Genomic DNA, 13,199 nt, shown 5'->3' with positions numbered 1-13,199 from the left:
CTTTGGAATCAGTTGGTTACAGGTCTTGCTCGTATCTGACGTACGGAACCGTACCGTCGCTGTTGCTCTCGTTGCTTGGCGCGAACGGGTTCTTGCCGCGGGAAATGACGTTCTCGGCGCCAACGGTGAGCTGGCCGCTCCAGGGAGTGCGCCAGGTCAGGCCCAGGCCCAGGCCTTCCCATTTTTCGGGCTGGCCGGGGACGTCGACAACGCGGCCGATGACGTTGGCGCTGAAAGCGCCATAGCCGCCGCCAACGCTCAAGGTCTTGCTGTCCCACTGATCGGCAATGGCCGGGGACACGTCGGCCAGCGGCACCAGGCGTGCGCGCGCATACGTGCCGCCGATCGAGACAAAGCCTTCGCGACCGATGTTCTTCTGCCCAAAGACGGTGAGGTCGTTTTGCTCGACACGCGTCAACGGCGCCTTGCCGGCACCGATCAGCCAGGCGGGCAGGGTGTCGCGGCCGGTGCCGGCGGTGACGCCAACCCGGCCACCGCCGCGATTGAAGCCCAGCGTGCCGGACACGCGGCGCGAGGCAGCCGCGCTGTCTTCTTCGTCATCGCCGATGCCTGCAAGCAGGCAATGGCTGGCAAGACCGCTGATATTGGTGCCGCGGCTGCTGTTGCAGAGCAGGCCAAGCGAGTCGCCGGAGCTCAGGCCGAACGCGGCATCGAGCGAGTTGCGACCGAAATGCCAGCGCGCACCGGCTTTCTGCTCGCCGGTCGGCTCCAGGTACAGAAAGGCTTCCACCTTGCCGCTGCCCTTGTTCCACACCGGCAGGATGGTGCTTTCGCGCAACTGCTGCGCCGACTGCGCGTGCACGCCTGTGGCCGCCGCAAGGGCAACCATCAAAGCTAGCGGGAGGCGCAGTAGATATCGCATACCAGAGGTCAGACCCAGGGGCAGTTGTTAAGTTCCCGAGAGCGGGCAAGTAGGATGCTAGGGTGTTTATGATTATTTAACAAGTGGTCGCGTCCCCCCAAGAACGCAACCGTCATCCTATCTATTGCAACCTTTCTGGCGCTTCCTGCGAGGGCTGCGCCGCGTTGAAAAGTACGTCCAGCGCGGTCAACGGAAAGTGATACTCACGGCCGCAGAATTCGCAACGCACCTCGACTTCGCCCGTTGCCTCGGCGGCCGCGCGCGCCTCTTCCTCGCCTAGCGATTGCAGCATCGAGGCGACCCGCTCGCGCGAACAGGAGCAGCCGAAGCTGAGCGGTTTGCTGCCGAGCAACTGCGGCTCTTCCTCGTGGAACAGACGGTGCAGCAGGTCCTGGCCGGCGACCGAGAGCAGCTCCGGTGCGCCCAGGGTGTCGAACAGGGCGCCAATCCGGGTCCAGCCATCGGTGTCGCCTTCGTCGCCGGGGAGCTTCTGCAACAGCAGGCCGGCGGCCTGATCCGGGCCAGCGGCCAGCAGCAAGCGCGTCGGCAACTGTTCGGACTGCTGGAAATAGGTTTCGAACGCTTCGGCCAGGTCCGGTGCCTGCATGCCGACCAGACTCTGGTAGCGCTGCGGCTCGCGCGGGTCCAGGCCGGGGTTCTCGATGGTGATCGCCAGCAGCGCGGCCTCGCCCAGTTCGCGCAGGTCGGTCGGCGCATCCGCGCCCTCGGCCAACTGCACGATGCCGCGCAAGGTGCCGGCCGCGGTGCATTCGGCAAACAGGGTGCGCAGGATGTCGTTGCCGCGCAGTTGCACCGACAGGCGCCCGTCGACCTTGGTGTGGCCGGTGAACAGTGCAGCGGCCACCGCAGCTTCGCCGAGCAGTTGGCGCGCGGCGGGCGGATACTCGGCGGCACCCTGGATGTCGTGCCAGGCCCTGGTCAGGCGCACATGGACGCCGCGCACGCCAGCGGCGGGCAGCAGGAAACGGGAAAGCTGATCGTGATCGGTCATGGAAACATCGGGCGTAAGGGACGCTGGTTGCCGGATAATGCGGCAGGCATCGGGATTGAAGGTCGTAGCGAACAATGGGGACGGATGCATGGGATGGCAAGCAGGCGGCGCCACCGCGGCGCGCGCGGCGCTGGTTGCGCTGGCTGATGGCGGCACCGCTGCTGTTTGCAGCGGCGAGCGTGCTGCAGGTGCTGATCTTGCGGGTGGTCGATCCGCCGATCAGCAGCATGATGGCGGGGCGTTACCTGGAAGCCTGGGGCGAGGGCGACTGGAGCTTTTCGCTGCATCGGCAGTGGCGTGATTACGACAAGATCGCCGCAAGCCTGCCGATTTCGGTGGTGGCCGCGGAGGATCAGCAGTTTCCGATGCACCACGGTTTCGATCTACAGGCGATCGAGAAGGCGCGCGATCACAATGCCCGCGGTGGACGCGTGCGCGGCGCCAGCACCATCAGCCAGCAGGTCGCCAAGAATGTGTTCCTTTGGCAGGGGCGCAGCTGGGTGCGCAAGGGCCTGGAAGCCTGGTACACGGTGTTGATCGAGCTGTTCTGGCCGAAGCAACGCATCCTGGAGATGTATCTCAACGTGGCCGAATTCGGCGACGGGGTGTATGGCGCGCAAGCGGCTGCGCAGCAGTTCTGGAGCAAGGATGCGGCAGGCTTGTCGCCGAGCGAATCGGCACGCCTGGCGGCGGTGTTGCCATCGCCACGGCGCTATGACGCGCGTCGTCCGGGCGCATTCGTGCAGCGACGTGCGGGGTGGATCCAGCGGCAGGCGCGCCAGTTGGGCGGCCCTGCCTATCTGCAGGCGCCCTGACGGTGAGCGCCATCGCCACTGCCCAGGTGCCGGTTGCGTCCGAACGCCTGACGGTGCTCATCGCGGCCTTCAATGAAGAAACCAGCATTCCCCTGCTGCATCCGCGCCTGTGCGCGGTGTTGGCGCAGCTGCCTGCAGTGCAGACGCACGTGCTGTATGTCGACGACGGCAGCACCGATGGCACCTGGGAGGTGTTGCATGCGCTGACCGAGGCGGATGCGCAGGTGAGTGCGGTGCGGCTGTCGCGTAATTTCGGCAAGGAAGTGGCGATTTCTGCCGGACTGGACCATGTGCTGCCGGGGGCTGTGGTGTTGCTCGATGCCGATGGCCAGGATCCACCGGAACTGATCCCGGAATTCGTTGCGTTGTGGCGTGGCGGCTACGACAACATCTTCGGTACGCGGGTCATTCGCGAGGGCGAGAGTTGGCTCAAACGTAGCGCTGCGCATGCGTTTTATCGTGTGATAAGGCGCTTGTCGCGCACCCCGATTCCTGCCGATACCGGTGATTTCCGCTTGCTGTCGCCACGTGTCGTGCAAGCCTTGCAGCAGCTGCGCGAACGCCACCGTTTCATGAAGGGGCTCTTCGGTTGGGTCGGGTTTCGCCAGGTGGCGCTGCCGTATCGGCGTGAGCCGCGTCTGTCCGGGCACAGTAAGTTCACGGTCTGGCGGCTGTGGAATTTCGCACTAGATGGCATTACCAGTTTTTCCACGGTGCCGCTGCGCGCGGCCACGTATCTGGGCCTGCTTACCGCGCTGCTGGCATTCCTGTTCGGTGCCTGGGTCGTCATCAAGGCTGCGCTGGTGGGCGACCCCGTGGCCGGTTGGCCGACGCTGATGTCGGTGATCCTGTTTCTGGGCGGCGTTCAGCTGATTGCTCTGGGCCTGATTGGCGAATACCTGGGCCGCTTGTACGACGAGGCCAAGCAGCGCCCGTTGTATCTGGTCGATACCCACCGCGGCGCGGTAGGAGTAGGCTGCGATCACCAGAGCAAGCGCGGAGCGGGCCATGCAGACCGTACGACAGCTGTTGGGGACCAAGCAGGTTGAGGTATTTGCCGTTGCCGCCGATGCCGCGGTGATCGAGGCGATTCGCCTGATGGCCGAGAAGGCCATCGGCGCGGTCCTGGTGATGGAAGGGCCGCGCTTGGTCGGCATCGTCTCCGAGCGCGATTACGCGCGCAAGGTGGTACTGCGCGATCGCTCGTCTTCTACGACCAGCGTCGCGCAGATCATGAGCGGCGAGGTGGTGACAGTGTCGCCGTCGGAGACGGTGGAGCGCTGCATGCAACTGATGACCGACGGACGCTTTCGCCATCTGCCGGTGGTCGAGAACGGCCGCGTGCAAGGCGTGATTTCGATTGGCGACCTGGTCAAGGCAGTGATCGAAGCGCAGCAACAAGATATCGACCAGCTGCAGCGTTACATCGCCAGCTGACGCTGCGCTGCATTACTGCGCGTATTTGCCGCCGCAGTCGCTGTCTTTGCCCGGGCCCGGTTCGAAGGTCGCCAGCAGGGCAGCCGGTGGTGCGATGCTGCCGAGTGCGACCGCGATCGCGCCGCGCACGCCTAGCGCCTTGAAGTCGGGGCGGAAGCTTGGGTCCTTGAAAGTGCCGCCGATCCGCAACGGCGAGCGCAGGCTGAGGATGCTGCGATCTTTCGGGCGCGGGCGCAGCAGCAGATCGAGTGTTTCGTTCTTGAGGCTGATGTTGCCTTCGCCGACGATGATCGTGTCGGTGCTATCGAAAGCCAGTGCTCGCGACTGCATCAGCCCGTCCTGTACGCCGAAGTCGCCGAAGATGCAGCGCACGGGAATCTGGCGGTCCTTGGTGAGCAGGTATTTCAGCGATTCGGCGATGTCCAGGCCGGCCAGCTCCATGATCAGGTTGCCGACATGGCCGCGGCCCATGCCGACGCCGATGCTGCCATCGGCGCTGCCGAGCATCGCGGCGATGGAGTTGCCGCGGCCACGCAGATCCAGCTCGCCGCCGATCGCCCCCGAGGCCTGCTTGGCGAGCGTGGCATCGGGAAACAGCTGATCCAGACGAATGCCGCGAATGCTCGCCTTCAGTTGGGTGGTGATGACTGCTTTGCGCGCGTCCATGCCGATGGTGAAGCGAATGTCGCCGCCGGCGACGCCGAAGTTCAATGGATCCAGCCGCAGCAGGCCGTCCTTCAACGTCAACGAGGCGTCCATGTCGTCCAGTGGCCAGGACGGTGCGTTGATGCGCTGTGCGCGCCAACGCACCTGCGCGTCCATTGCGCGCAATTTGGACAGGTCGTACGGCGTTGTCGGCAGAACGCGCGCGCTGGTGGCAAGCTGCGCGGCCTGCTTTTTCTGCTCGGCGTTTGCCGATTCGTTGTTGCCGGTCTTGGGCGGCGCGCCAACGAAACCGGCCAGGTCGTCGAAATCCAGTCGTTTGGAAGCCAGGTCTGCGCGCAGGAACGGGCGCTTGTTGCGCAGGTCGATTTCTGCAGTGCCGGAAAGATCGCTGTCGCCGGCAGTGCCGGTGAACTTTTCATAGCGCCAGACATCGCCATCGCGGCGCAAGCGGCCGTCCAGCTTGTAAGGGGGCGTAGATGGCATCGCGACGCCGATCAGCGGATAGAGGTCTTCCATATCCTGGCCGCTGAGCGCCATCTGCAGGTCGAACACCCGGAACTGGAATGGATTGGTCAACGTGCCGCGCACATGCGTCCGCGTGGCGCCCGCGCTGCCGCGCAGATCGATGCGGAAAGGATGTTCGCTTTGGCTCAATTCCAGCGGCGAGGCGGTGTTGCCCTTGAGCGAGAATGGATAGCCTTTCCAGCGGCCCTCACCGTCGATGCCGATCGGTGCGGCGCGCTGGTCGCTGCTGGGCGGTGCCAGGCTGTTGATGGCCACATCCACATCCGAGCGGGTGGCATCGTCGATATATTGCAGCCGCCCGTTGGTAACCAACAGGCGGCCCAGGCGCGGCATGCTGCCGTCGCCATCGCTCTGGTCGAAGACCCAGTTACCGGGATGGCTGTCGTTGCCGGCTTCCAGCAACAGCGTGGGGTGCTCCAGCCGGATCTCCGGCAACCGCAGCTTGCCGCGCAGCAGTGGCCAGAATTCGACATCGATCTCTGCCGCATTCAGTTCTGCCATTGCGCCGCGCTTGGACCACGATGCATTGCCCAGGCTCAATCGCTCGCCACGCACCGTGGTGATGCGGCCCAGATCGACATCCAGATGACCAAGATGAAATTCGCGCCCGGTCTTCGCACTGACTGCGCGTTCCACCGGCCCGCGTAACCAGTTCCAGTCGAACAGCAGGACGAAGATCGCCACGAGCGCAGCAACGATGCCGAGCCCGATCCACCAGCGGCGACGGCGCGATACGCGGGTGGGCGAAGCAGCGGGAGAGGAGGGCACGTTATTCACGTGCGCAATGGTTGGCGATGGCTCGTGCACGGCGCGCGAACGCGCTGTTGGTCACAGATCACATCACCTGCGCAATCACCGCAACGAAGTGGCAAGCGCTACCGGCGAGCACGAACAGATGCCAGATGGCGTGGAAGTAACGCTGGGTGTCGCGTTGATAGAAATACGTGCCCAAGGTGTAGAAGAGCCCGCCAGCCAGCAGCCAGCACAGCGACCAGGTGTCGACAGAGCGCAGCAGCGGCTCGATGGCCACGATGATCAGCCAGCCCATCGCCAGATACAGCACCGTCGAGAGCAATCGAAAGCGACCTGTAAAAAACAGTTTGAAGATCACCCCGGCGGCGGCGATCGTCCAGATGGCGGCGAACAATCCCCAGCCCCACGGGCCGCGTAGATTGATCAACGTAAACGGTGTGTAGGTGCCGGCGATCAGCAGATAGATCGCGCAATGATCGAGCACCTGCAGGCGCGCCTTGGCGCCCGGATGCGGAATGGCATGGAACAGCGTGGAGGCGACGTAGAGCAATACCAGCGTGGCACTGAACACGATGGCGGTGGCCAGTTGCCAGCCATCGCCATAGATGGCGGCCAGCGTGATCAGCACCGAACCACCGGCCAGTGCGGCAATCGCCCCCAGGCCGTGCGTGACGGCGCTGGCGATTTCGTCGCGCAGGTCGGTCGAGGGGGAGGCGTCTGCGTTCATGCCAAAAAGGTACCGCAATTGCGAGCGATTCGCATCGCCAGCGGTCCCGCACGCTTGCTGCAGGTCACGCGCAGGTCAATCGACCGCCTTGACATGCGCATGTTCGCGGGTGGCCGAGAAGCGCACATCCGGCGCGCGTTCCTGCGCCAGCTGCAGATTCACGCGGGTCGGTGCCAGGTACACCAGCTCGCCGGCCGCGTCGATGCCCAGGTTGCCGGCATTTTTCTCGCGGAATTCTTCCAGCTTCTTGGGGTTGTCGCAGTGCACCCAGCGTGCAGTGGTGACGCTCACCGGCTCGAAGATCGCATCCACGCCGTATTCGTCCTTGAGCCGATACGCGACCACGTCGAACTGCAGTACACCGACCGCGCCCAGGATCAGGTCGTTGCTCATCAACGGGCGGAAGAATTGCGTGGCGCCTTCTTCGGACAGCTGCGCAAGACCCTTCTGCAATTGCTTGAGCTTGAGCGGATCGCGTAGGCGCGCGCGGCGGAACAGTTCCGGCGCGAAGTTGGGAATGCCGGTGAACGACAGCGATTCGCCTTCGGTGAAGGTGTCGCCGATGGAAATGGTGCCGTGGTTGTGGATGCCGATGACATCGCCCGGCCACGCTTCTGCGGCGATCTCGCGATCGGACGCCATGAAGGTCAGTGCGTTGGCCAATTTGACGTCCTTGCCGCTGCGCACATGCAGCGTCTTCATGCCGGCAGTGAACTTGCCAGAGCAAACGCGCATGAAGGCCACGCGGTCGCGATGCTGCGGATCCATGTTGGCCTGGATCTTGAAAACGAAGCCGCTCAGTTTGGCTTCGGTCGGCTCCACGCGGCGGCCGGTGGTCTCACGCGTCTGCGGCGGCGGTGCGTGTTCGACGAAGAAATCCAGCAACGGTTGCACGCCGAAATTGTTGACACCCGAACCGAAGAACACCGGGGTCTGTTGGCCCGCGCGGTACGCGTCAAGATCGAACGGGTTGCTGGCACCTTGCACCAGTTCCAGCTCCTCGCGCAGCTCGGCCAGCATCTGCTCGCCGATCTTTTCGACCAGGCCGGGCGCATCCAGCGAGGGGAAGATGGTGGAATCCTGACGGGTGAAATTGCGTCCCTGTTCGTACAGATGCACTTCGCCGGAGATCAGGTGCACCACGCCCTTGAGGCGCTGGCCCATGCCGATTGGCCAGGTGACCGGCGCGCACTGGATGCCGAGCACGGTTTCCACTTCATCCAACAGATCGATCGGGTTCTTGCCTTCGCGATCGAGCTTGTTGATGAAGGTCATGATGGGGGTGTCGCGCAGCCGGCAGACTTCCATCAGTTTGATGGTGCGTTCTTCCACGCCCTTGGCCACGTCGATGACCATCAGCGCCGAGTCCACCGCGGTGAGCACGCGATAGGTGTCCTCGCCGAAGTCGGCGTGGCCGGGCGTGTCGAGCAGGTTGACGATCTTGCCCTCGTACGGAAACTGCATGACCGAGGAGGTCACCGAGATGCCGCGCTCTTTTTCCAGCGCCATCCAGTCCGAGGTGGCATGGCGTGCGGCCTTGCGGCCCTTCACCGAGCCGGCCATCTGGATCGCGCCGCCGAACAGCAACAGTTTTTCGGTCAGCGTGGTCTTGCCGGCATCGGGGTGGGAAATGATGGCGAAGGTGCGGCGGCGCGCGGCTTCGTTGGAGACTTCGGACATGGGCGGGGCGCGCCCGGTCGGACGCCTGCGGAAACTGAGGAAGCCGACGATTATAGCGGCTTCGCTGCGGCACGCTTTTGTGGAAGGCGCGGGCGCCGTGCGATTCGGGCGGCGCACGTCTGTCGGCCCGGCGACGGTCAGGGCGCCGGCGAGGGAAAATGCAGTTCGCCCTGCGGGCCGAGCATGCGGAACGGCAGCGAGAGCAACTGCATGCCGGCATTGCGCTGGATCGCGAAATGCAGGTGCGGCGCGGTGCTGAAGCCGGTATTGCCCGAGGTGCCAAGCCGCTCGCCGGTGCGCACCGCCTGGCCCGGTCGCACGGCCACGCCATTGGGCGCCAAGTGGGCGTACAGGGCCATGCTGCCGTCGGCATGCAGGACGCGCACCAGGTTGCCGCCGCCAGCGGTGGGGTCGTTCGGGGTGCTGTCGAGGACATCGCGCTGCACTTGCATGACCACGCCCTCGCGCGCTGCGAGCACCGGCGTGCCCTGCGGCATGGCGAAGTCCACCGCATACCAGTTGGGCGGGTCGACATGGCTGAACTGCCCGCCAAAGCCCTGCGCCACCTGCACCGGCACGTTGTGGAATGGCAATTGATAACGCACCGGCTGCGGGGCGGCCCCCGGATTGCCCGGCACCACCTCGAGCGTCAGCCCGAAACCGCCCAGGGTGCGCTGGTTGCTGGCCGGATACAGCCGGGTCACAAGGCGGCGCTCATGTGCGGCCAACTCAAGCGTCAGCGGTAACTGCGGCACGGCGCGGTAATCCTCGCTGGACAGCGCGCTCAGGCGCAGTTGCGCAGGCCCGGCCAGCGGATTGGTGACCCAGGCCAGGTACACCGGTGCCTGCCACTCCAGTTGCAGCGAGGCGCCACTGCCTGAAGATGCCATCGTGGACGGTGCGCCAGGTGTCTGGGACGAAGGCGTTGCGGCGGCAGGCCACTGCCAACGCTGCTGCGCGTGTACCGCAGGGACCCAGGCCGGCAGCAAAACGCATGCCGCGATCAGGGCGGGCAGGGCGGTGCGAGACACTTGGTAGGGCACGCCATCGACTCGAGCAAGGGGGCGCAAGTATGCGGCCCCGCGTCGACCGTAGTGGTATCGGATGAAAATATATCTTTCCATCCGCATGAAGAGATTGACATCGCGAAAATCCGGCGGCATCCTAGCCTCACCATCGAGACCGGCGGAGGGACAGGCCCTTTGATGCCGGGGCAGCCAGCGGAGCGCGCAAGCGTCCGCGTTTGGTGCCAAATCCTGCGGGGACCTCCGCGTCCGCCGAAAGATGGTTCGAATCGTGCCTTGCGCACGTCGAACGCGAGCTCCGCGAAGCTCGATGGCCGATCCACCCTGGATACCGCCATGAGCCTCGTGAATACTGCATCGCCGTCTACCAACGATTTCGTTGACACCCCCGCCAGCAGCGACGACGGCATCACTGCCGTGCGCGGCGAACTTGTCATCGCCCTGCCGATGCGCCATGCCGGCATGCGCGAGCTGCGGCTGCGCTATGAACTGATCGGCGCCGCCAATGCGCCGGTGGTGTTCGTGGCCGGCGGGATTTCCGCACACCGCCATCTGGCCGCCAGCAACCTGTTCCCCGAGAAGGGCTGGGTGGATGGGCTGGTGGGCAGTGGCCGCGCGCTGGATCCGGCATCGCGCCGCCTGCTGGCATTCGATTTTCTCGGTGCCGACGGCATCCTGGACGCGCCGATCGATACCGCCGATCAGGCCGATGCGATTGCCGCCTTGCTGGATGCGCTGGGCATCGGGCGCTTGCACGGTTTTGTCGGCTATTCCTACGGTGCGTTGGTGGGCTTGCAATTCGCAATTCGCCACGAGGCCCGTGTCGGCACCCTGGTCGCGGTGAGCGGCGCACACCGCGCGCACCCGTACGCCGCGGCCTGGCGTGCCCTGCAACGTCGCGCGGTGGCGCTGGGCCAGCTGCAGTGCGCGGAGCAGCATGGCCTGGCGCTGGCGCGTCAGTTCGCCATGCTCAGCTACCGCACGCCGGAAGAATTCAGCGAGCGCTTCGATGCGCCCCCGGAAGTGATCAATGGCCGGGTGCGTGTGGCCGCTGAAGACTATCTGGACGCCGCTGGCGCGCAGTACGTGGCGCGCACGCCGGTGAACGCATATCTGCGCCTGTCCGAATCCATCGACCTGCATCGCATCGACCCCGCGCAAGTGCGCGTGCCTACCGTCGTGGTGGCGGTGGAGGGCGACCGCCTGGTGCCGCTGGCCGACATGGTCAGCCTGGTCGAAGGTCTTGGCCCGCGCGGCAGCCTGCGCGTGTTGCGCTCGCCGTACGGGCACGACGCCTTCCTGAAAGAAATCGATCGCATCGACGCAATCCTCACTACCGCCCTTCGCAGCACCGGAGAAACCCCATGAGCTTTCGTGACCCCGCCGACGCCCCCTGTACTGCTGCCACTGCCGCCGTGCGTGCCGGTATCGATCGCGACACCGCCTACGGTGCGGTGACCCCGCCGATCGTGGTGTCGTCGAATTTCTCGTTCGATGGTTTCGGCAACAAGCGCCAGTACGACTACACCCGCAGCGGTAATCCGACCCGCGACCTGTTAGGCGAAGCGCTGGCCGAACTGGAAGGCGGCGCGGGCGGCGTGATCACCTCCACCGGCATGGGCGCGATCAATCTGGTGCTCAATGCGGTGCTGCAGCCCGGCGATACGCTGGTGGTGCCGCACGATGCGTACGGCGGCAGCTGGCGCCTGTTCAATGCGTTGGCCAAGAAGGGCCACTTCGCGCTGGTCACCGCTGACTTGACCGATCCGCGCTCGCTGGCCGATGCATTGGCGCAGTCGCCCAAACTGGTGCTGATCGAAACCCCGTCCAACCCGCTGCTGCGCATCACCGATCTGCGCTTCGTCATCGAAGCTGCAAAGAAGGTCGGCGCACTGACGGTGGTGGACAACACCTTCTTGTCGCCGGCATTGCAGAAGCCGCTGGATTTCGGTGCCGATCTGGTCCTGCATTCCACCACCAAATACATCAACGGCCATAGCGATGTGGTGGGCGGTGCGGTGGTGGCACGCGATGCCCAGCTGCATCAGCAACTGGTGTGGTGGGCCAATGCGTTGGGCCTGACCGGCTCGCCGTTCGATGCCTTCCTCACCTTGCGCGGTCTGCGCACGCTGGATGCCCGGCTGCGCGTGCATCAGGAAAACGCCGATGCGATCGCCGCGCTGCTGGATGGGCATGCGGCGGTGAATCAGGTGTATTTCCCGGGTCTGGCCTCGCATCCGGGCCACGCACTGGCCGCGCGCCAGCAGAAGGGCTTCGGGGCGATGATGAGTTTCGAACTGGAAGGCGGCGAAGCGGCCGTGCGTGCGTTCGTCGATGGCTTGCGTTACTTCACCCTGGCCGAATCGTTGGGCGGCGTGGAAAGCCTGATCGCGCATCCGGCCTCGATGACGCACGCGGCAATGACCGCCGAAGCGCGTGCGGCAGCCGGCATTTCCGATGGCTTGCTGCGCTTGTCGATCGGGATCGAATCGGCCGAAGATCTGCTGGCCGATCTGCGCGCCGGTCTGGCCCGTGCCGAAGCGACCCTGACTAACGCCAGCCGCAAACAGGTCGACGCGTGAGCAATGTCCTGCCCGTTTCGCGCCGCGCTCCGGTCGCTGCAGTGACGCCGACGCCGCGGCTGGCCTTGCTGGGGACCGGCACCGTGGGGCGCGCTTTCGTGACGCGCTACACCGCGCTGCAGCAGCGCCAACTATGCTTGCCGCGCTTCGATTGGCTGGCCAATTCACGTGTTGCGCAGGATTGTGGCGTCAGCGCCGAGCAGGCCCTGCAGCACGCCAATGCGGCGCCACGCGGGCAGACGGTCTTGCAGCCGTGGGCAGAAACCACCGCGCTGCGTGCCGGCGATGTGCTGGTGGATGCGACTGCCAGCGATGTCGTTGCCGATTGGCATGTCGAATGGTTGCAGCGCGGCGTGCATGTGGTGACCGCCAACAAACTGGGCCAGGGCACCGCGTTGTCGCGTGCACAGGCGCTGCACGCGGCCCGCCATGCCAGCGGCGCGTATTACGGCGATAGCGCCACTGTGGGCGCGGGACTGCCGGTGCTGAGCAGCGTGCGCGCCTTGGTCGCCGGTGGGGACCGCATTCATTCGATCGAAGGCGTGTTGTCCGGATCGTTGGCGTGGCTGTTTCATCGTTACGACGGCAGTGGCGCGTTTTCCGCCTGCGTGCGGGAAGCGATGGTGGCTGGTTATACCGAGCCGGATCCACGCATCGATCTCTCTGGAGAGGATGTGCGGCGCAAGCTGCTGATCCTGGCGCGTGCCGCGGGGTGGCAGCTGGAGGCCGAGCAGGTGCATGTGGAATCGCTGGTGCCTGCCACTATTGCCAGGCTGCCGCTTGCTGAGCTGGATGCGCAGTTGGGCGCGCTGGATGCGGTGGTGGGGACGCGTTGGCAGCAGGCGCGTGCGGCAGGGCGTTGCCTGCGCTTTGTCGGCCGCGTGGACGCGCATGGAGCGAGCGTGGGCTTGCGCGAACTGGCGCTGGATCACCCGTTGGCAGGCGGTGCCGGGACCGATAATCGGGTGGCGATCAGCAGCGACCGCTATCGCGCGCAGCCGCTGCTGATCCAGGGACCAGGCGCCGGGGCCGAAGTGACTGCAGCGGCGCTGCTGGATGATGTGCTGCGGATTGTGGCCGGCTGATGACGCGAC

12 protein-coding genes and 1 riboswitch are annotated in these 13,199 nt (G+C 65.3%); of the genes, 6 read left to right on the top strand and 6 right to left on the bottom strand.

Going from position 1 to position 13,199, the window contains the following annotated elements; genetic code table 11:
* Nucleotides 1–16: 16 nt before the first annotated feature.
* Together AMD14_RS15890 and hslO are read right to left on the bottom strand one after the other, a co-directional pair.
* Nucleotides 17–850, bottom strand: a complete 834-nt coding sequence (locus AMD14_RS15890) for an XOO1806 family protein (RefSeq protein WP_003482392.1) — start codon at nucleotides 848–850, stop codon at nucleotides 17–19.
* A gap of 154 nt (nucleotides 851–1,004) precedes the next feature.
* Complete coding sequence (hslO, locus tag AMD14_RS15885; protein WP_005916944.1) at nucleotides 1,005–1,895, bottom strand: Hsp33 family molecular chaperone HslO; 891 nt, start codon at nucleotides 1,893–1,895, stop codon at nucleotides 1,005–1,007.
* A gap of 74 nt (nucleotides 1,896–1,969) precedes the next feature.
* Between hslO and mtgA the strand changes: the two genes are divergently transcribed.
* Genes mtgA through AMD14_RS15870 form a run of 3 tightly spaced genes read left to right on the top strand, consistent with a single transcriptional unit; the run spans nucleotide 1,970 to nucleotide 4,147 of the window.
* On the top strand, nucleotides 1,970–2,710 hold the full coding sequence (gene mtgA / locus AMD14_RS15880) for a monofunctional biosynthetic peptidoglycan transglycosylase (RefSeq protein ID WP_011052002.1): 741 nt from the start codon (nucleotides 1,970–1,972) through the stop codon (nucleotides 2,708–2,710).
* Nucleotides 2,711–2,712: 2 nt separating this feature from the next.
* Nucleotides 2,713–3,759 (top strand): glycosyltransferase family 2 protein, encoded by a 1,047-nt coding sequence (locus AMD14_RS15875; protein ID WP_015463468.1) that lies wholly within the window; start codon nucleotides 2,713–2,715, stop codon nucleotides 3,757–3,759.
* Nucleotides 3,719–4,147 (top strand): CBS domain-containing protein, encoded by a 429-nt coding sequence (locus AMD14_RS15870; RefSeq protein WP_011052000.1) that lies wholly within the window; start codon nucleotides 3,719–3,721, stop codon nucleotides 4,145–4,147. The genes AMD14_RS15875 and AMD14_RS15870 overlap by 41 nt, the downstream gene beginning before the upstream one ends.
* Before the next feature lie 12 nt (nucleotides 4,148–4,159).
* Here the strand turns inward: AMD14_RS15870 and AMD14_RS15865 are convergent, their stop codons facing one another.
* The 4 genes from AMD14_RS15865 to AMD14_RS15850 all read right to left on the bottom strand — a co-directional run bounded on the left by AMD14_RS15865 (nucleotide 4,160) and on the right by AMD14_RS15850 (nucleotide 9,541).
* On the bottom strand, nucleotides 4,160–6,115 hold the full coding sequence (locus AMD14_RS15865; protein WP_040107652.1) for an AsmA family protein: 1,956 nt from the start codon (nucleotides 6,113–6,115) through the stop codon (nucleotides 4,160–4,162).
* Nucleotides 6,116–6,173: 58 nt separating this feature from the next.
* Nucleotides 6,174–6,818: a PAQR family membrane homeostasis protein TrhA gene (gene trhA, locus AMD14_RS15860; RefSeq protein ID WP_003482378.1), complete on the bottom strand. Its 645-nt coding sequence runs from the start codon at nucleotides 6,816–6,818 to the stop codon at nucleotides 6,174–6,176.
* 75 nt (nucleotides 6,819–6,893) lie between these two features.
* The gene (locus AMD14_RS15855; RefSeq protein WP_003482377.1) at nucleotides 6,894–8,498 is read right to left on the bottom strand and encodes a peptide chain release factor 3; all 1,605 of its coding nucleotides are present in this window, start codon (nucleotides 8,496–8,498) and stop codon (nucleotides 6,894–6,896) included.
* Between the two features lie 137 nt (nucleotides 8,499–8,635).
* Nucleotides 8,636–9,541, bottom strand: coding sequence for a M23 family metallopeptidase (locus AMD14_RS15850; protein ID WP_040107651.1), 906 nt, complete (start codon nucleotides 9,539–9,541; stop codon nucleotides 8,636–8,638).
* Between the two features lie 127 nt (nucleotides 9,542–9,668).
* Nucleotides 9,669–9,789, top strand: a riboswitch (SAM riboswitch).
* Between the two features lie 70 nt (nucleotides 9,790–9,859).
* Here AMD14_RS15850 and metX point away from each other — a divergent pair.
* The 3 genes from metX to AMD14_RS15835 are packed head-to-tail and all read left to right on the top strand — an operon-like array spanning nucleotide 9,860 to nucleotide 13,190.
* Nucleotides 9,860–10,891 (top strand): homoserine O-succinyltransferase MetX, encoded by a 1,032-nt coding sequence (gene metX / locus AMD14_RS15845; RefSeq protein ID WP_011051997.1) that lies wholly within the window; start codon nucleotides 9,860–9,862, stop codon nucleotides 10,889–10,891.
* Nucleotides 10,888–12,105: an O-succinylhomoserine (thiol)-lyase gene (locus tag AMD14_RS15840; protein ID WP_011051996.1), complete on the top strand. Its 1,218-nt coding sequence runs from the start codon at nucleotides 10,888–10,890 to the stop codon at nucleotides 12,103–12,105. Before metX ends, AMD14_RS15840 begins: the two co-directional genes overlap by 4 nt.
* Complete coding sequence (locus AMD14_RS15835; protein WP_015463465.1) at nucleotides 12,102–13,190, top strand: homoserine dehydrogenase family protein; 1,089 nt, start codon at nucleotides 12,102–12,104, stop codon at nucleotides 13,188–13,190. Before AMD14_RS15840 ends, AMD14_RS15835 begins: the two co-directional genes overlap by 4 nt.
* Nucleotides 13,191–13,199 lie beyond the last annotated feature (9 nt).

Source organism: Xanthomonas citri pv. citri (genome assembly GCF_000961215.1).
GTDB classification, from domain to species: domain Bacteria; phylum Pseudomonadota; class Gammaproteobacteria; order Xanthomonadales; family Xanthomonadaceae; genus Xanthomonas; species Xanthomonas cissicola.
Note: the sequence above shows the minus strand (reverse complement) of the source record. Positions and strands in the feature narration are given on the sequence as shown.